This is a genomic window from Luteipulveratus mongoliensis (assembly GCF_001190945.1).
In the GTDB taxonomy this organism is placed as follows: Bacteria; Actinomycetota; Actinomycetes; order Actinomycetales; family Dermatophilaceae; genus Luteipulveratus; species Luteipulveratus mongoliensis.
On sequence record NZ_CP011112.1, the window covers coordinates 4799671 to 4817080 of the forward strand.

At 67.4% G+C, this 17410-nt stretch carries 17 protein-coding genes; 3 read left to right on the forward strand and 14 right to left on the reverse strand.

From position 1 onward, the window contains the following. Positions 1–76: 76 nt before the first annotated feature. Genes VV02_RS22835 through VV02_RS22845 form a run of 3 tightly spaced genes read right to left on the reverse strand, consistent with a single transcriptional unit; the run spans position 77 to position 2728 of the window. Positions 77–1267, reverse strand: a complete 1191-nt coding sequence (locus tag VV02_RS22835) for a DUF8017 domain-containing protein (protein ID WP_052595384.1) — start codon at positions 1265–1267, stop codon at positions 77–79. A 46-nt stretch (positions 1268–1313) separates the two neighbouring features. Further along, a complete protein-coding gene (locus VV02_RS22840) occupies positions 1314–2123 on the reverse strand; it encodes a DUF8017 domain-containing protein (protein WP_483807004.1) in 810 nt (269 codons plus the stop codon). A gap of 53 nt (positions 2124–2176) precedes the next feature. Then, on the reverse strand, positions 2177–2728 hold the full coding sequence (locus VV02_RS22845; RefSeq protein ID WP_052595387.1) for a CGNR zinc finger domain-containing protein: 552 nt from the start codon (positions 2726–2728) through the stop codon (positions 2177–2179). 100 nt (positions 2729–2828) lie between these two features. Between VV02_RS22845 and VV02_RS22850 the strand changes: the two genes are divergently transcribed. Together VV02_RS22850 and VV02_RS22855 are read left to right on the forward strand one after the other, a co-directional pair. Continuing rightward, positions 2829–3803, forward strand: coding sequence for an EamA family transporter (locus VV02_RS22850; protein ID WP_083450373.1), 975 nt, complete (start codon positions 2829–2831; stop codon positions 3801–3803). A 96-nt stretch (positions 3804–3899) separates the two neighbouring features. Further along, positions 3900–4520, forward strand: a complete 621-nt coding sequence (locus VV02_RS22855; RefSeq protein WP_169787741.1) for a prepilin peptidase — start codon at positions 3900–3902, stop codon at positions 4518–4520. Positions 4521–4537: 17 nt separating this feature from the next. Here the strand turns inward: VV02_RS22855 and VV02_RS22860 are convergent, their stop codons facing one another. The 4 genes from VV02_RS22860 to VV02_RS22875 form a co-directional block, all read right to left on the reverse strand. Then, entirely contained in the window at positions 4538–5503 is a 966-nt protein-coding gene (locus VV02_RS22860) for a hypothetical protein (protein WP_052595391.1), read from the reverse strand. Positions 5504–5514: 11 nt separating this feature from the next. Beyond that, positions 5515–6132: a hypothetical protein gene (locus VV02_RS22865; RefSeq protein WP_157063508.1), complete on the reverse strand. Its 618-nt coding sequence runs from the start codon at positions 6130–6132 to the stop codon at positions 5515–5517. A 68-nt stretch (positions 6133–6200) separates the two neighbouring features. Then, entirely contained in the window at positions 6201–6476 is a 276-nt protein-coding gene (locus tag VV02_RS22870; protein ID WP_052595394.1) for a hypothetical protein, read from the reverse strand. Positions 6477–6616: 140 nt separating this feature from the next. Continuing rightward, positions 6617–7315 carry a hypothetical protein gene (locus VV02_RS22875; RefSeq protein WP_052595396.1) on the reverse strand — a complete coding sequence of 233 codons (699 nt, stop codon included), beginning with the start codon at positions 7313–7315 and terminating at the stop codon, positions 6617–6619. Between the two features lie 46 nt (positions 7316–7361). Between VV02_RS22875 and VV02_RS22880 the strand changes: the two genes are divergently transcribed. Then, positions 7362–7874, forward strand: a complete 513-nt coding sequence (locus tag VV02_RS22880) for a hypothetical protein (RefSeq protein WP_052595398.1) — start codon at positions 7362–7364, stop codon at positions 7872–7874. A gap of 3 nt (positions 7875–7877) precedes the next feature. Here the strand turns inward: VV02_RS22880 and VV02_RS22885 are convergent, their stop codons facing one another. The 7 genes from VV02_RS22885 to VV02_RS22915 form a co-directional block, all read right to left on the reverse strand. After that, on the reverse strand, positions 7878–8165 hold the full coding sequence (locus VV02_RS22885; protein ID WP_052595400.1) for a hypothetical protein: 288 nt from the start codon (positions 8163–8165) through the stop codon (positions 7878–7880). A 9-nt stretch (positions 8166–8174) separates the two neighbouring features. Further along, positions 8175–9644 carry a hypothetical protein gene (locus VV02_RS22890; RefSeq protein ID WP_052595402.1) on the reverse strand — a complete coding sequence of 490 codons (1470 nt, stop codon included), beginning with the start codon at positions 9642–9644 and terminating at the stop codon, positions 8175–8177. After that, complete coding sequence (locus VV02_RS22895; protein ID WP_052595404.1) at positions 9631–10494, reverse strand: hypothetical protein; 864 nt, start codon at positions 10492–10494, stop codon at positions 9631–9633. The genes VV02_RS22890 and VV02_RS22895 overlap by 14 nt, the downstream gene beginning before the upstream one ends. Positions 10495–10558: 64 nt before the next feature. After that, on the reverse strand, positions 10559–11356 hold the full coding sequence (locus VV02_RS22900) for a hypothetical protein (protein ID WP_052595405.1): 798 nt from the start codon (positions 11354–11356) through the stop codon (positions 10559–10561). Beyond that, complete coding sequence (locus tag VV02_RS22905) at positions 11353–12360, reverse strand: hypothetical protein (RefSeq protein WP_052595407.1); 1008 nt, start codon at positions 12358–12360, stop codon at positions 11353–11355. Before VV02_RS22905 ends, VV02_RS22900 begins: the two co-directional genes overlap by 4 nt. After that, positions 12360–12653, reverse strand: coding sequence for a hypothetical protein (locus VV02_RS22910; RefSeq protein ID WP_052595409.1), 294 nt, complete (start codon positions 12651–12653; stop codon positions 12360–12362). Before VV02_RS22910 ends, VV02_RS22905 begins: the two co-directional genes overlap by 1 nt. A 108-nt stretch (positions 12654–12761) precedes the next feature. Then, entirely contained in the window at positions 12762–17393 is a 4632-nt protein-coding gene (locus VV02_RS22915; RefSeq protein WP_052595411.1) for an FtsK/SpoIIIE domain-containing protein, read from the reverse strand. Positions 17394–17410: the final 17 nt, after the last annotated feature.

Here is a 17410-nt window from a genome sequence, read left to right on the forward strand (position 1 = left end):
CGTTCCCGCCACGAGTCGCCGAAGGCTCGGGACGGCTCGTTGCCACTCGAGTCGGGCCGAGGACCTTGGTCGGACATCAGGGCGCGACGGGACGTGCGGAGGCCAAGATCTTCTCCCACGTGGCGTTGTCGAGCGCGTTCGCGATCCCAACCTTGCGTACTCCCACGACGGTCGCGGTCGCATTGCCACTCGTGAAGGAGGTGACGACGAGCTCCATCTTGGGCGCGGAGCACTTCTTGGGATCGGGCTCGGTGTTGGGGATCGTGGTCCGTGTCTGCACGGCCACGGTCTTGCCGCCGTTCACCTTGATCTGCTGGGGAGTCCCCTCGGTGTACTTCTCGTAGGTCTTGTTCTTCTTGTAGGCGATGGCCTTTGCCCATTTCGTTGTTGCGTCGGGAGCAATGTCCACCGGGTCGCGGTCTCCGGAGAACTGGAAGACGAACGTGGCCAGAGACGAGCCCTCGTTGGTCGTGCAGTACCCGTCGCGGTAGTCGGCCGGCTTGCGGCCGGTGGCGGTCGGCACCGACTTGTCGAACAATTCTCCAAAGCCCTCGCTCGTGGTGATCTTCCCGAGCTTCCACTCCGGCTCGGCCGCCTTGCCGACGCCACCGGTCGGCGTGAACGAGCCCGCGGGTGGCACGTCGAATGCCGCGTTGAAGACCAGGTCGCCGTCCTTGTCGGCGTAGTTGGCCTGCCAGCCCGGCACGATCGGCGGGACGTTCTTGGTGCCGATGCCGCCGCCGGAGTCCGAGGTCGGGCTGGGTGCGCTAGTGGGGCTCGACTCAGTGGCAGTCGGGGACGGGGGCTGGGAGCTGGTCTGCGCGGCGGGGTCGGGCTTGTCGTCCTTGCTGCCTTGGTAGAGGGCGTAGCCGCCACCGCCGAGCACCGCGACCGCCGCCACCGCGGCGGCGGCGAGCAGGGCCGTACGACGACCGCCACCACCGACGGAGCCGATCGGACCTGAGGGCGGCGCGCCGTGCTCGACGGGAGCGTCGGCGTACGACTGGGGGCCTTGCTGGCCGATGTCGCCGTAGTAGCGGTCCTGACCGTGCCCGAACTCCTGCTCGCGCCACGACTCACCGAACGAACCACCGAACCGCTGCGCGTCGGTCGGCCCTGCCGTGCCACCGACGTAGCCGTCCTGCCGCTGAGGAGGAGGACCTTGCTGGCCCTGTCCAGGCTGACCCTGTCCAGGCTGGCCCTGCCCGGGCTGGTTCTGGCCACCGCCCTGCGAGGGGGGCCAGCCGTTGCCGTCGTTGTTGCTCATCTCAACTCACCATCACATGTCGGTCGCGCACGAGGCGCGGCTGTGGTCAACTCGCCGGGACACCAGGTGTGGGACGCAGCGAGCGCAGGATTCGGTCCTTGATGTCGTCCGGCAGCTGGTCGGCCACGTCAAGGTCGCGCACCATGACCAGGGTCGCCGTCAGGCCATCTTGCTTCACGGTCGACGTGGTGATTTCGACCCGCGGCGGGATGCAGAGCTCGGCGTTGAGCTCGCTGACCGACACGACCGTGCTGGTCTGTGTGGCCGTCGCGTCGCCCGAGTCGGTCTTGACGGTGCGGCTGACGAACGGCGTGAAGGTGTCGTGGGTCTTGCCGTCCGCACGCAGCGAGACCGCATTGGCCCACGCCGCAGCGGCGGCTCGCGACGTCTCGACGACGCCCGTGGGCGATGCCGAGAAGCCCACCCATGCGCGCGCCACGCCCTTACCGCTCGCGCACGACCCGACCTTGAAGTACGCCGGGTCTTGCGCCTTGGCCAACGCCTTGCCGTGGGCATCGACGTAACCCGCCGTCTCGGCCCCTCCACGGGTCCAACCCTCACGGGCTGCGGGGACGAGGTAGGCGAAGGGCAGCGAACTGGAGGCAATGGTCTGCCAGCGGCCCTCGGCCGGGGTCGCGCTGGAGCCGGGCGAGGACGATGCCGACGACGCGCTCGAAGGCGAGGCGGACGTACTGGATCCGCCGGGCGCTCCCGTTGACTCCGCGGCGCTGGGTGCGTCGTCGTCACGCAGCAGCGCGAACGCTCCGATGGCCACGACCATGACGGCCACGACGGCTGCCACCAGGGCGATTAGACCGCGTCCGCGTCGCCGAGATGGTGGCACCGGTTCGTTCATCACGCGGCCTACCGTACTTAAGGGACGTGCCGCGCTGGTGCCAGCACGGACGGTCAGTCGCGCGCGGACTGACGGGCGCGGTAGGCGGCGACGTTGACCCGGTTGCCGCAGCCGGCATCGCAGTAGCGCCGCGAGCGGTTCTTGGACAGGTCGACGAGTACGTCCTCGCAGTCATCGGCCGCGCACACCTGCAGTCGCGCGACCTCGTCGGCGCGGACGACGTCGGCCAGCGCCATGGCCGCCTCGACGGCCATCCGGGTGGCCAGCGGTGCGTCGGGTGTCGTCGCGTGCAGGTGGTAGTCCCACTCATCGTGCTTGACCAGCTGTGGCAGCGCCTGCGCCTCGGCGAGCAGGCCGTTGACGATGCGGACGACGCCATGGACGTCCGTGCTCCAGACCTCACGCAGCCGTGGTCGCAACGCGCGAACCTGCGCCAGCTCGAGCTCGTCGTGCCGCCGCTCGCCGGTCCAGCCCCACTCATCCACAAGGGCATCGAGCGCGGCGACATCGGGCAGCTCCTCGACACTGCGCGGGCCGTCGGCCTGGGTGTTCACCAGGGCAGCCGCGTAGGCCAGAGCCACCTCGGTGTCATGGGCGAAAAGCATCTTGACTCCTGACCGTGCCCTCTCGTACCGTCATGAGCATAAAGCACTCATGGCCATTACAGGTTCGTTGGTGTCCAGCAACGTCCGAGGAGGTGGTCGCATGACCGACACCCAGCCCATCGCCGTACCCACCGGCCCCGCCGGGGCGACCAGTCCTCGTACGTCCCCGGGGCGCCTTGCGTTGACGCTCGCGCTGGTCTCGGCGGCCGCGTTCGGCACGTCGGGTCCCTTCGGGAAGGCGTTGTTCGAGGGTGGCTGGAGCCCCGCCGCTGCAGTGACCGCCAGGATCGGCATCGCCGCGTTGGTGCTGGCCATCCCGACCGCGTTGGAGCTGCGCGGGCGTTGGCACCTGCTGCGCAAGAACCTCGGTGTCGTGCTGATCTATGGCATGACGGGAGTCGCGGGATGTCAGCTGTTCTACTTCGTTGCAGTCGACCATCTCTCCGTTGGCGTCGCCCTCCTTCTTGAGTATCTCTCGCCCGTGCTGCTGGTGGGCTACGCGTGGGCGACGACTCGGCGCCGCCCCAGCCCCCTGACGATCGCCGGCGCCGGCTGTGCGCTGGCAGGTCTGGCGTTGGTACTCAACGTTTTTGGCGACGTATCGCTCAATCTGATCGGCGTGGCGTTCGGCCTGGCGGCGGCATTCTGCTCGGCCGCCTACTTCGTCGTCGCGTCTCACTCCCACGACGAGTCGCTCCCGCCGCTCGCTCTGGCCGGGGCAGGCATGGCCGCGGGCGTGCTGCCGCTGCTGGCCGTCGGGGCACTCGGACTGCTGCCGATGGACGCCTCGACCGAGGACGTACCGTTCGCCGGCCACCAGGTGAGCTTCCTGGTGCCACTGCTCGGGATCGCTGTGCTGGCAGCGGCTTTTGCGTACGTCACGGGCGTGCTGTCCGCTCGGATGCTCGGCTCGCGGCTCGCGTCGTTCCTCGCGTTGTCAGAGGTGCTCTTCGCGGTGCTGTTCGCGTGGTGGTTCCTGGGTGAGCTGCCCCTGCCCATCCAGCTCTCCGGCGGCGCGCTGATCATCATCGGCGTGCTCCTGGTCCGCGCGTCCGACGACACCGCCGCCGCCTGATCCGCGACTGACGGGTCAGATCTCAGCCCCCATGCCGCGTACGGCAGGATGTCGCCGAGCCATGGAAGGGGCGGCGTGCTGGCACTGACTGGCGTGATGGCTCTGTCAAGCGTCGTGCTATACGGGTGGCTCCGCCGCCTCCGCTACCGCACCGACGACGACGAAGCGACCAGACCGCCGCCACGGCACTGGTGGGTAGTCGTCGCCGTTCCGTTGGGGGCGGCGCTGCTGGCGCACCGGATGGACACCGATCAGCCCGTCGCTGCGACGTGGGTCTACGCGTCGACTCTGATCCCGTTGGCCGCGCTCGTTGCCATCGACGCAGACGTTCAACGTCTTCCTGATGTCATCACGCTGCCCCTGGTGGTCGCTGTGGTCTGCGCGCTGACCACGTGCTCGGCATCGGAAGACCGCTGGAGTTCGCTCACCCGTGCGGCCGTCTGCGGCGGCGGCTGGCTCATCGCCTTTGGAGCGTTGTGGTTCGTCGCCGGCGACCGGGGCGTCGGCCTGGGCGACGTCAAGCTCGCGCCAGCCCTCGGGCTGATGCTGGGCTGGCTGTCGTGGGCGGCTGCCGTCGTCGCGGTCTACGTGATGGTGCTGAGCGCCGCGGCGTACGCGATCACCCTGATCGCAACAGGCAGGGGCGGACGCGGCACGAGGTTCGCCTATGGGCCATTCATGGTGCTGGGTGCCGTGATCGGATTCCTGGTCGGCTGAACCCGATCACGGTCCCCTCAGCGCACGACCAGCGACTGGATCTCGTTGACCTGGACCGTCGTGGTCGCCTGCTTCGTGAAGTTGTTGAGCGGGCTCCAGGTCGAACCACCGTTGGTCGAGTACTCGACGTTCCAGTGCGCCGTGATGCCCGCCTGGTAGCGGTTGTCCGGCTGGCCGTGGGAGGAGTTCTCGTACTCGTACCAGCACGCGTTGGGCTTGGTCGCGCGAGTGTCGGCGGCGGTGACCTGGATGCCGGTCCCCGGACAGCTGATCGATTCGGCTGTCCCCTGTGGGCGAACAGTGATCTTGTCGACTCGAGCGCGGAGCGAGATCGGTCCGGCATCGACGGCGACCTCGCCGTCGGTCCCGTCGAAGAACGCCGCCGCCTGGTTGACCACGGGCGTGGCATCCGGAGACAGTCCCGCAACGGGCGAGGGGATGACCCCGCGCTTCTCCTGGCTGTCGACCAGACGCTTCTGGCGGATCGTCAGGATGGTCGGCCGCGGGTCGCCCTTCTTCGGCGTGTTGGGGAAGACGACGACGCCGTACGTGAACGACACGCCTTCGGGCTTGACCTTCAACGTCTTGGGGTCGATGCCCTTCAGGCACTTGTGCCAGTACCAGGTGTAGCCGCCCGGGCCCGCCACGCTCTGAACTCCCATGGCCTCCTGCTCGTCCGGACCCATCTCCGTGTCCCAGCAGCCCGGCAACGGATCCGGGCCGAGGAGGCCCTTGATCGTGATCGTGCCGCCACCCGAAACGGAGCCGCAGTCGACACCGAGATAGCTCGGACCGGAGATCACGTTGCACGATCCGATCGACCGCTGAACGGTCCCACCGAACAAGCCTGCCTGGCTCGCGGCGAGCCTCGCCTGGTCCTTCGCGCTCTTGTGAGCCACGCCTGGGCCGGGCGTCGGGCCGTCGAACGCGGCCGCGCTGGTCGTACCCGCCGCGCTCAGCACACCAACGAGCGCCACCGTCATCAGACTTCTTTTCACCATGGTCGTCCCTCCACGCGCACCTTGCTACAGGAAGCCTTCATCTCGCCCGCCGTGTCGACCTTCCACTCCCCGTCGACCTTCGACAGCTGGAAGTACATCGGCAGGATGGTCTTCTGCTCCGCAGGAACCCGAGTCTTCGGGTCAACCCCCCAGCCATGGGCCCACACACAGGTATCGACCCAGAGCTTGCCCTTGTGTGAGTGCACCTTGACCGGGGTCAAGGGTAGCGGCCCCGGATAGGACTCCTTGAGCTTGATGTCGTTGGAGACGAACTCAGCCGCCAAGGACTGACCCTGGGCACTCATCGTGTCGAGCCAGGGCTGGTACCGCACCTGCTTCGCATTGACCGCCTTGCCGTACTGCAGGGCGAAGGCTCGAACGGCCTTGACACGAGCGTCGGACTCCAGCGGTGACAACGGCGGCAGAGCGGGTCTGGCGACCGGGCTGCCGGTGCTGTCGGCGGGCGGGTTGCTCGTAGACGTCGCGCTCGGTTCGGTCGGGGCGGCCTCCGGAGTCGAGCTGCCGCTGGACTCCGAGCTGCACCCGGCGACGCTGATGGACAGCGCGACGACCAGTCCGGGCGTACGCCATCTCCTCATCGACCTCTGCACGGTGCTCTCCCCCTAGCGTCGTTCAAGGGCATGCGCCAATGACGCATGCCCTTGAACGTCCCCGTCTGTCAGATCCGCTCGTGCGAACCCGTCGACGCGGCAAGGTCGTTGTGCTGGTTCTTCACATCGCGCTCAGCGTCCCCCAGCGAGGTGTGCAGCTTGTCGAAGACCGGCTTGAACGTGTCCCACGCGCTGCGGAACTTGTCGGCGTTGGGGCCGTCCCACTTTGCGTTGTGGACCACGGTCTCGATGTCCTTCTTAAACTGCGGTGCATCCGCCGCACGCTTCTTGAGCGTGCTGTGCAGGTCCTGCAGGGTCTGGAGATCAGCTCCGACACTGGTCATCTTGGATTCCCTCCTGATCGATCACACTTCGCCTGCTCCCCAGGCAACGCGTCCGACCCTAACCGAGGCCGTTCACACGTGGGGAGTGCACTGGCCGAGAAACTTTGGGATGCCTGCCCACTGCGCCTGGCCGAGCAGTCCTAGCCGCCGAGGAGATCAACGGCGAACGCACCGTACGCACCGGCCTTCTCGCGGGGAGTGCTCGCCAACAGGCTGCTATCGATGGCCGAGCCCAGCACCGCAGCGACAGTGACGTCCAGGGGCGTCGCTGCAGTGCTCCAGCTGAGTCCCACTGCCGCGGACTTGTCCCGCAGAGCGGAGATCACCTTCGGCAACCTGACTCCGGCCAGGGCCTCACCGTCGAGGAGCTTGTCGCCCTCGTGCCACAGATCGATCGTGAGCTCGCCCTCGCGCCGGCCGCGCAGCACGGTCCATTCTCGATCGCGCCAACGCGCAACAACCGAACGCCGCTCGTGAGTTCGGCCTGACCGCAACGGGATTCGACTCCGGGTGATCAGAGTCGCGGTCCCCCTTCGAATCTCGACGCGATCTCCGAGCACGGTGATCTTCGGGAGAGATGTGCTCTCCCACAGTGCGCCTTCACAAGGCTCCAGGCCCGAGGTCGCGGCAACCAGTTCGCCATCCCACATATAGCGCTTGGCCCCTGGCATCTGCTCGTCGCCAACGGTCTGCTCCAGATCGTGTCCGGCAACGGCCCATCGTCGGATCGGCGTGCCGGCTGGAACACCGCCGACTTGCTCATGCCGGACATGCACCGATCCCTCGAGCAGGTTCTCCGCCGCGGCCAGCCCCGGAGAGCCGATCTCGTGCTGATCCATGCGGCGATGATCCCATGCAGGCTTCGCTGTGGCACGATCGCGAGTCGTGAAGGGGACCCTGTATCGCGAGTCTGCCGTCAGCCGTCGCGCCTGGATCGTGCTGGGTGCTGTCTGCGTCGTCGCCTACGTTGGCCTGGTGCTCGTCGTCGGCCACAGACCACTCGATCTGATCCTTGCCCTCGTCCTGATCGGGATGCTCGGCCTGATCGTCGCCAACCTGCTCTACAGCAAGAACCGTTACGGGAGTATCACCATCGCTGACGGCGTCCTGCGGGTGGGGCGCGAGCGGATACCGCTGGGTTCCATTGACCCGCAAAGCATCTCGGCCAACGACCCGCACTCCCCACAGCCGATCGAGCGCCTCGCGGACTCGGCGGGCGCGATCAAGCGGGCCGATGGAACGCTCCTGAATGAAGCCGGCCGGCTCGCCGGCGGCGCATGGGCGATACCGCTCGGGAGCGACTTCATCTCGCTGATCGTGAACGACGAGCGCGTCGCGGTCACGACCAATGATCGGGCAGGACTGCTGGCGGCTCTTCGCGAGGCGTCCGACGCCTAGCCGCTACTTCGTCGGCTGCTTGTGGCCGCTCTGCTTGCGCTTCTCGTCGAGCTCGTGATCGAGCGCTGTCTTCGCCTGCGAGCGGACCGTGCCCGCCTCCAGGCGAATCTGGGTTGCGGCGTTGGTCGCCGACCGGCGATACCCCGCCACTGCCGATCGGATGTCGGTCGCGTTGGGACACTCCCAGAGCGAGCTGGAGGCAGCGGTCGACGCCGCATCCATCGCCTTCTCGATCTTGTTCGCGAGCGCATCAAGGGCTCGAGCCTTCGCGTACAACGTCTCTGAGCTCATCTCGGCCCCCTAGAACCAGTTCGCCGGGTTGACCTTGGACTTCTTGATGTCATCGATCCGGTCCTTCCCCCAGTCACCGACTTCTCCGAGCTTCTTCTTGCCCCAGTCCACGGCCTCACCCATCTTTTCCTTGACCTCCGGCCAGTGCTCGACGAGGCGAGCACCGCCGTACACGAGGCCGGTGATCGCCACGGCACCGAGCGTGTAGGGGTTCGGCGCAACCATCGCTGCGGTCATCGAGGCGTTGAAGCCGACCTCGGCGAAATCGCCGATGACCTTCGCCTTGCCCTGGGTCCCGGAGTTCCAGTTGTCGTCGATCTTGTCCCAGTCGGTGACCAGACCGTGAATGCTGTCGGCGGTCGCAAGGGCTCCTCCGGCAACCCCGAGCACACGGAGACCGCCGGCTGCGCCGGCCATCTTGGTGAACCCACCGGCCCGCGCCATCGTGATCAGGTTGCCGGCATTGCGCCCGTAGGTCACCGTGGTGCCGTTGATGACACCTGTCCACGGCTTGCCGAAGATCACGTTGGTGACCTTCGCGCCCTTGACGAGGAGACTTCCACCCGACGTGCCGAGCGACCGCGTGATCCAGTCCTTGGCGGCCACGCCATAGCGAGACTCGAGGATCCTCGCGAACGCCGTGGGTTGTCCTGGCGGCCCATGTGGCTTGGTCTTGGCGGCCGCGGTGCTGTACCAGGACTCGAAGTCCGTCACCTTGGGCGCCACCATCAGACCGAGCTTCTGGGCGAGGTTGAACTTCCAGGATCCAGGAGCGAGGAACTGGATCTTGCCTCGCACGTAGTAGTCGTTGGCCGCGCCGAGCGCGGTCTGCATCGCGTTAGCGGCGCCCACGCGTCCCGTTTGAACCAGACGGTTCGTCGCGGGGTCGATCAGGTGCTTCGTCGCCATCCAGTTGAGCAGCGCGGGGCCGCCCTTGGTCATGATCTGGGTGAAGGCAGCCACCGAAGCGGCTCCGTAGGTCACCAGGTTGCGGAACTCGCCGATGCCGTGGAGCGCCGCCTGGATCTGAGCCTGCCGGTCCGGCGAACCGATAGCAGTCGCACCGGCTTTGGCGGTGATCCGCTCAAGATAGGAGCTGAAGTTCTCGTTGCCCGGATCCCACTGCCAGGACGTGTCGACCGTCCCGTCCTTCTTGTACTTCAGGACATCGGCGACGGACACCGCCGCCATCTGATCGGAGACCGGCATCGAGGCGGCAGCGATCTGCTGCACGAGAGCCTCGGGCAGCTTCATGCCTCCGAAGTCCAGCTTGCCCTCGGTGAGGCGCTGTACGAGGCCGACTCGGGCGCGCAGATCCGTGGCATTGGTCTGGGCCCAAGCAGGCGCACCGCGAAGGCCGCCAACCAGGTCTCCGACGCCGAGGCCGTTGGCCTCCGTCAACATGCCCGGGAGCTGCTTGTGGACTGTGTCCAGGGCAGCTGCGGTAGCAGCCAGGACTTCCTGGTCAACCTTGACCATCGGAGCCCTCCGGCACGGTGATGGAGGCGCGCAACTCATCGCTGCTCGGCAGCAGGTCGGCGAACGCCTCCCACAGCTGTCCCGCGTCACGAGGCTCGTAGGTCGCCACAACGTCCTTGCCCAAGTCCTCGACGCTCAACGGCTCGGCAGGCGTCGTACGAACCCAGTAACCTGCGGCCCCGCAGTCCCAGACCGCGAAACCGCGAACGTGACCTTTGGCCAGCGGATCCGCGCCCCACCCGCACGTCACTCGCCAGGTCGCTTGGATCGACCCGATCACACCGATGAGCAGTGCGCGGTCCTCGTCGGGCATGTCCGGAAAGGTCTCGTCGAGGCCCGTGAGGGCGGCGGCACGTAGGTCATCCCAGCCCGACCCCGTCTGCCCGCCCATCAGCAGCAAGATGTCGCTCAACGCCCCGAACGGCACCTGGAACGGACGAGCCACACTCGGCACCTCCCGACGGCGAAGACCGGTGAGGGCCTTGAGGATCCACAGCAGCTGCGGCAGCTCCTCGCGCTGATAGACCAGCTCGTCGGTCTCCGGATCGGTGCCCGGCCAAGGGTCGGTGAACCAGATGTCTTCCTCGTGGAGGGCGAGGGTTGAGTACGTCGGTCCGTGGGCGCTCGTCGTCTCGATCGTGATCTGCATCATGGGTTGCGTCATCACGCGAGCGAGATCCAGCACCAGCGGATGCGGAACCTCGCCTTCGACGAAGAGCTCGCTCTTGACCAGGGTGGTCAGCACCCGCTTGTCGGCATCGACCAGCTCTCCGGTGGTCGATCGCCGCAGGACGTCGAGCTGGGTCGGGCTCAGCCGTACCCGCTGACGCAGCGCATCGATGCTCGGCACACCTACCTCCATCACATGAGTTGGTTCAGGTTCTACACATGGTGCGGCCGCATGCCCGCACCCCTCACCGGACGGAGCGAGCCGTCCTCGGCGTTCCCTTGGCGGTCAAGATCGTGCGACAGCGGTCGAGGACGTCGTCATCGCTGACGCTGACATATCGCACCGCTGCACCTCCGTCGGCATCCTCAGACACCACCACGCGCTGCTCAGACACGAACGCCGCCAGGTCCGCCACACCCGTACCGCCGATGGACGAGGCCACCACCGCATCAGAGAGGGGTACAAGGACCTCGTCGTCCTCCGCGATCTGCGCACGGGTCAAGGTGAGATCCAGAGAACCGCTGTGGTCGCTGGGGATCGGGACGAGCCAGTCGGCAAGACGCAGCGCTGTCTCCTCGGTCGGGGCGAGGGTGAAGGTGTGCATGCCGTCCGGACCGATCTCCTCGGCCAACCACACGCCGCCGGGCTGCTCGAACAGCACCAGCCAGTCGCCGTCCGACTGAGTGTGTCGCTCACCCGTCCGCAGGGACTCAGCTCCGCGTCGCAGGGTGACGAGAGCGAGCAGCGAGGGGTCCGGACGGTCGGCCTGGGGAGCGCGCGCGGTCAACGTGCGCTGCACGCTGGCCAGCACCGCGGTCCGCTCATCGGCAGACAACGCCGACAGCCAGGGATGCGGCAGACCGAGCGCTGAGGGATCACCATCCAGAACGGCCATCTCCTCGTCCGTGAACGTGCCGAGTCCGAGCGCCTCGTGGGAGGCACGCTCGAGGAGCTCGACGCGCACGGCGGCGACTTCAGGATCGGTGGCGAGCGCAAGGACGTCGTCGGGTACGTCGTCGTGCTGGGCAAGTGTGGACGTCACGTCGCGATGGTGCCTTCGATCACGGACCGAACCCCGTCGGACCCCAACGGCCCGCCGATGGCGACGGTCGAGTGGCCGCCGCCGGCCATGACCTCGAGCTTGCGCGGCGGGTGCGGCTCCAGACCCGGCATCCGCGCCAACGTGCTCCCCTTGCTGCTGCCAGCGTCCAGCTCGGCGCGCCGCGCGGGCTCGGGACAGATCACGTAGTGCGGCGAGCGATGGCCCTCGGGTGCGGTTTCTGGGGGCGTACGTTGATAGATCGGCATGTCTGCCCGCGGCGCGCTCTGACCACTCTGGGCTGAGTGGAGGGCGGCGCTCCACGCTTGCACTGGCGACATACCGTCCGCGCCCGGCACCCAGTCGTCACTCAGCCTGTTGAGAGTCGTGACGCAGGCGTGCTTGGCCTGCCGGAGGTTGAACAAGGCGGTCTCCAGGTCGAGCGGCTGACCATCAGCGCCAACCGGACGAATGGTCGCGCGTAGATCGCCCGCCGGGCCGTGTGGTGGGTCCGCGATCATCTTGCGGTCGTCCCAGAGGTGTTCGCGCATCGGACCCACGCCCTTCGGTGGGTTGGCGACCATGCGTGGACCATCATTGCCGCCAATCTCGGCGTGGATCGGGTCGGCGGTCATCCGCGGCCCATCGGCCGGGAGACTGTGACGGTCGGTGGCGATCGGCATGCGGACCGGGCCACCGATCTTCTTGTGGTGATCCTCCTCGGCGTCGAAGGCGAGCTGCGCGTCTTCGAGAGCATCGGCGTACCGGCGAACGGCACCCGCGATGTCGCCGATCGACCCGCTTGCCCGGCGCAGCCGCCTCGTCGTGCCTGATGAGAGGAGCGCGAAGTCATGGATGCGCGACGTCGGAAGGTGGCCAATGGCCGTGCTCGTCGCCCGTCCCATCGCGATCATGTGCCGCCCTGTCGGCTCAACCAGATTGCCGATCGCTCGGGCGACATCGCGCAGCTGTTCCGGATCGCCCGGCGGCCGCTGTCCGTCGACCATCAGATCTGTATCCCTACTGCTCGGCCGAGCTGCTCGCCTTGAGTCTGCGCGCCGCGTTGCAGCACACCCGAGGCTCCCGCTGCGGAGCTGACCACACCTGCCAGCACGCTGGAGGCACGCTCGACCGCCTCCGCCACCTCGTGGTCACCTGCTGCCGCTCCAGCATCTCTGCCCTTGCGCAGCAGCGCATCAGCGACGCCCGCGAAGTCACCGCGCCTGCGACCCAGGGACCGCGCCTGCTCGAGCAAGATCAGCGGGTCTGCGATGTACGCACCATCACCAGGACCACCCATCGAACGGCCTCCCATCCGTCGTCACATACCGCGTCAAAACCTACGCGACGTCAAACCATCGTGGGGCTGCCCCCGTCGTACCGATCCTTTGCCCGGGTTCCGTATGCATCAATCGGGTACGACCACCTGCACGCGCTCGTACTGGCCCGCCCGTACGAGGTATCCGCCACCAGGCGGCAACGTCAGTCCGATCGACGATCGCGGGATCATGATGTTGAACATGTCCGTGTCCGAGGACGACTGGGGCGCCAGCATGATGCCGCTCCCCGAACGCTTCAGTGAGGAGGCGAGCCCCCGGTACTGACTGCTGAGCTCGACCGGGGAACCGGCAGCCAGCAGGACGGACCCGGTGTCGCGCAAAGCCTCAAGGTGCTTGTCCAGGGCTTCCGCGAGCCAGCTGTCGATGTCGATCAGCTCCAGATCGTCCACGACCACGATGTTCGGGCGGTCCACCTCCGCCATCGTCGTCAACAGCTCTTCAACCTCGTCCCGATCACTGTCCGGGGTGAAGTATCCGTGCACTCCAGGGCGGCCCACCAGATCTCGCAGCGGACTGATGCGCGGCGTGAACAACACGACATCCCAACCGGATTCGAGCTGCAGCTCCGCAACGGACAACAGCGTCGTGGACCGGCCGGTGCCTCGGCCACCCGTCACCAGCAGACCCGGCCCGTGCTTCAGCGCGTCCAGACCCTTCAGCTCGAGGGTGTCGCCCCCGACGGCCATCGGGACCAACGTGTCCGCCATCTCGTTGCCCAGTGCCCGGGCTTCGGTGATCGTGACGCGAGGCGGGAGGATGTCCAGCCGGAACGGCCGATGCTGCGGCGCGACGTCGGCGTACCTCGCCTTGGCTTCTCGAGAGATCTGCTGGAGCGCAGCGACCTGTGCCGTACCGGACGGATCGGGACCGTGAAGGACCGTCTGCAGCTCCTGAGCGCCGTTCTGCGCGCGGAACGCCCGGCCATCAACCATCGTGTCGGGCACCTCACGCCGACCCAGACCCACGAGAGAGAACTCCTGCGGATCGAGCATCCGCAGCATCACCTTGTCCTCGAGCAGGGTGCTCACCCTGCCGACGGTCAGCGAACGATCACCGGAGACGACCATCTTGATCCCGACACCAGCGCCCTCTTGGAGGATCTGCATCCATCCGTCGACGATGCGACCGTTCTCGATGCTCTCGTACGCCTGATAGAAGCCCTCCCACCGGTCGAACAGGACGACGAGGTAGGGAAGCCGTTCGTCCGGATCGACGTTGGCGCGCTGCTCCGCGATGTCGGCGTAGCCCTGCACCGCCAGCTGCTGCTGGCGGTGAGCCAGAGTGTCCTGGAGCCGGCGGAGCAAACGGCCCATGCGGTCGACCTGATCACGCGTCACCACAGCGCCGGTGTGCGGTAGCCCGACCAGAGGCAGCAGTGCGTTGTTACCGCAGTCGACGCCGTAGATGTGTACGTCACGTGGATCTGTCAGTCGACCGATCGAACCGGCGATGGCGCGCAGCACATAGGACCGTCCCGATCGGTTCGCGCCGACAATGCTGAGGTGGCCGTCGTGTGCCAGGTCGTACGCCGCCACGTCCCGTCGCTGCTCACGCGGTACGTCGGCCAGCCCGAAGGGGATCTTCAACGACTCCGATGTCGGCACGGCATCAGAGAAGTCGTCGAGGAGCTCATCGAGCGTGACCACCTCGGGCAGCGCTGGGAGCCACGGAGGCGGGGGCGACGTCACTCCCGACTGCTCGGAGGCCTGCCGCATCGCCACGACCAGGGAGGCCAAGTCGCTCGGGACGGTGGCGTCCTCCTCGGCCTCGATCACCTGGCCGTCGACAGGAGTGCCGAGCTCGCCGAACGCCATCCGACGCAGGGCGATGCCTGCCTTCGTGTCGGCGCCGCGTGGGCGCCCACCGACTCGCGCGGACTGGAACGGGGTGAGGCTGGAGTGGCCCAGACGCGCGTACGCCCGCCCCGGCGTCGACTTCATGATCTGGGCCGCGACGGGAGACTCCAGAACGTCATCGGAGTCGGTCGGGTCCGTTACTCGCAAGGCGATACGCAGGTTGGTGTTGGACTTGATCTCCGCGCTGACGACACCGGCCGGGCGCTGCGTCGCGAGGATGAGATGGACGCCCAGGGAACGACCACGGCGGGCGATGTCGACCAGACCTGTGACGAAGTCTGGGAGCTCGGCCACGAGGGCGGCGAACTCGTCGATGACGATCAGCAGACGTGGCATCGGCTCATCGTCGGGGCCTTTGGTCGCGAGGTAGTCCTCGATGTCCTTCGCGTCAGCACCGGCCAGCTGGTGCTCGCGTCGACGCAGCTCAGCACCCAGGCTCTCGAGCGCCCGGGTCGTCAGGTGGCCATCGAGGTCGGTGACCATGCCGACCGTGTGGGGCAGCCGGTTGCAGTCCTTGAACGCCGCGCCGCCCTTGTAGTCGACGAGAACGAAGTTCATCTCGTCCGGGCGGTTGTAGACCGCGAGCGAGGCGATGATCGTCTGGAGCAGCTCGGACTTACCGGAGCCAGTCGTACCGGCGACCAGTCCATGAGGACCGTCCGTACGGATATCGATCGCGAACGGCCCCTCAGCGGCCTCCCCGATGACGGCCTCCGTCGTACGACCGACCTGCTGCCAGCGCTGCAGCACAACCTCAGGATCGGGGGCACCGATACCGAGGACGTCCAGGAGTCGTGATGATCCGGGAAGTGTCGAGCTCTCGTCGCCATCCGTCACGTCACGAACGGGAGCCAGCGATCGCGCGACTCGCTCAGCCCACCCCGCCGTCACCAGGTCAAGGCGGACTTCTTCAACAGCCGGCTTGCCGGTCTGCGTGACGGTGGCGACCGGCCCATCCTCAGCCTGGCCGAGGTTGACGACGGCCTGACACTCCTCGGGCAGCAGACGAGCGTCGTCATCGAGACAGAGGAACAAGATGCCCAGGCGCGGGCCCTCCTGCAGCAACGTGATCATGCCTGGGATGAGGCGTAACGCCCGGGAGCCGTCGAGGACGACCAGCACGGGAGGTCCGAGTCCACCAGCACTCTGCTGAGAGAAGCCGCCGCCTTTGGCAGCCGCCGCCCGGGCAGCCATGAGCTGCGACAGCTCCCCGATACGGCGAGCCCAGGTCTGGTCATCCGTACCGATGTGCGCGAGCTCGCTGTCTCCGGGGTCGGAGCGCAGGTGCGGCATCCACCGCACCCACGACCACTCGTCCTCCGCGTCGCGGGTGGTCAGCATCACCATCGACAGCTGCGTGGGCGAGTGGAGGACCGCGGTCTGTGCCACCACCCAGCGTGCCAGTGCCATCCGCTCAGCCCGCGGGCCGGCGATGCCGGTGACGCCCGCATCACGCAGTCCAACGGTCACCGGGACGTCCGGTGCGGTCCACTCCACTGACCCCTCGTGCTCCTCGAGCTCGGGGTCCTTGACCTGGACGTCGGACACCTGGTCAGCTGTGCCGAGTCGAGCGGCGAGCCAGTCAGGGTCGGTCGGGCGCCGTTCCCACAGTCGTGCTCGCGGACCTGTCGCCATCATCAGCACTTCGCCCGGATCGGCGAAGTCGCGCCGCCGCGCCGTACGCTCCTCGACCAGGCCGTCGAGCGCCTGACTCTGAATCTTCTTCATCCGCTCGGTCCACGTCTTCATGTCCGTGGCGTAGCGGGTCTTGTTCATCCGGCGCTGCGTCGAGTAGCCACCCAACGCCATCAGCGGTGACAGCGCGATGATCAAGAGGGAGTACGGGCTCTTGGTCATCATGTACATGCCACCGCCCATAGCCACCGGGATGAGCATCATCAGCAGCGGAAACGGCACCTTCTCGCTGCGCTGCGGCTCGGGCGGCAGAGTGAAGTGGGTCCGACGATCCGGCGGGAGCAGTCGAGGCGGCCGGTTGAAGTCGAGCGTGGCCCCACTGGGCGATGGCGACAAAGACGCATCCGGAGCCGTCCGATGCGCGAGGTGGAGCAGCCGTGACCCGACGCTGAGCGTCTCGTCAGGGTGCCATGTCGTCAGGCCGCGCAGCGGGCGCCGCTCGAGGTGAATCAGCGGAGCGGGCTCGTTCGGATCCACCGTCTGTGTGCCCTCAGGCAGCACCCGGCCGGCTGACGCGTGGGCGCCACGTCGATGCCACCAGCGCCGACGTCGTACGACCGGAGCAGGCATGTTCTCGTCGTGCAGGACGACCGGTCCGCGCAATGGGCGAAACCGCTGCGGCGTCCGCCGAAGGCTGTCGGACAGCCCGCTGACCGCCTCGACCTGCACGCGGGCATCTGCGGACACGGTCACGACTGCGGCTGCGGCTGGCAACGACGGGTCGTCGAGCACGAGGTCACTCGCCGGGTCGGATCCCACGGTGTACTGACCGGGGTCCCAACGCACCACCTGGCCGGAGTCCGCTCCACCTGTCACGCGGATCTCCACCAGGCCGTCCGGCTCGTGCAACGGATTGCCGATCGGCTCGCGCAATCCGATGATCGCCCCGTGCCGAACAGCGCTCTCCTGCAACGGCGCTGCGGGATCGAGCAGCTCATGACCGAGGTACAGATCTGGCGGCGGCCCCGTTGGCGCCGTCGCCGGGCTGCTCTCTCGGACGAGGGTCAGTGACGGCCGCGTGCCTGCGACGACGGCAGGGAACTGCGCGGCGAGCGCGGTCTGCAAGTCGGCGACGACGCCGTCCTGCTCCACATCGACCGCGACGTCGTGCGGCTGCCCTTCAACGACGACGGTGACGAGCATCCTCATCGGAGGACCGACCAATC

Coding starts and splice junctions, on each gene's coding strand:
- VV02_RS22860 (WP_052595391.1), bottom strand. CDS start 5,503: ATGACGGTGGCGCTCGTTGGTGTGCTGAGCGCGGCGGGTACGACCAGC.
- VV02_RS22845 (WP_052595387.1), bottom strand. CDS start 2,728: ATGCTTTTCGCCCATGACACCGAGGTGGCTCTGGCCTACGCGGCTGCC.
- VV02_RS22840 (WP_483807004.1), bottom strand. CDS start 2,123: ATGAACGAACCGGTGCCACCATCTCGGCGACGCGGACGCGGTCTAATC.
- VV02_RS22885 (WP_052595400.1), bottom strand. CDS start 8,165: ATGAGCTCAGAGACGTTGTACGCGAAGGCTCGAGCCCTTGATGCGCTC.
- VV02_RS22850 (WP_083450373.1), top strand. CDS start 2,829: ATGACCGACACCCAGCCCATCGCCGTACCCACCGGCCCCGCCGGGGCG.
- VV02_RS22915 (WP_052595411.1), bottom strand. CDS start 17,393: ATGAGGATGCTCGTCACCGTCGTCGTTGAAGGGCAGCCGCACGACGTC.
- VV02_RS22855 (WP_169787741.1), top strand. CDS start 3,900: ATGGCTCTGTCAAGCGTCGTGCTATACGGGTGGCTCCGCCGCCTCCGC.
- VV02_RS22835 (WP_052595384.1), bottom strand. CDS start 1,267: ATGAGCAACAACGACGGCAACGGCTGGCCCCCCTCGCAGGGCGGTGGC.
- VV02_RS22910 (WP_052595409.1), bottom strand. CDS start 12,653: ATGGGTGGTCCTGGTGATGGTGCGTACATCGCAGACCCGCTGATCTTG.
- VV02_RS22905 (WP_052595407.1), bottom strand. CDS start 12,360: ATGGTCGACGGACAGCGGCCGCCGGGCGATCCGGAACAGCTGCGCGAT.
- VV02_RS22875 (WP_052595396.1), bottom strand. CDS start 7,315: ATGGATCAGCACGAGATCGGCTCTCCGGGGCTGGCCGCGGCGGAGAAC.
- VV02_RS22870 (WP_052595394.1), bottom strand. CDS start 6,476: ATGACCAGTGTCGGAGCTGATCTCCAGACCCTGCAGGACCTGCACAGC.
- VV02_RS22890 (WP_052595402.1), bottom strand. CDS start 9,644: ATGGTCAAGGTTGACCAGGAAGTCCTGGCTGCTACCGCAGCTGCCCTG.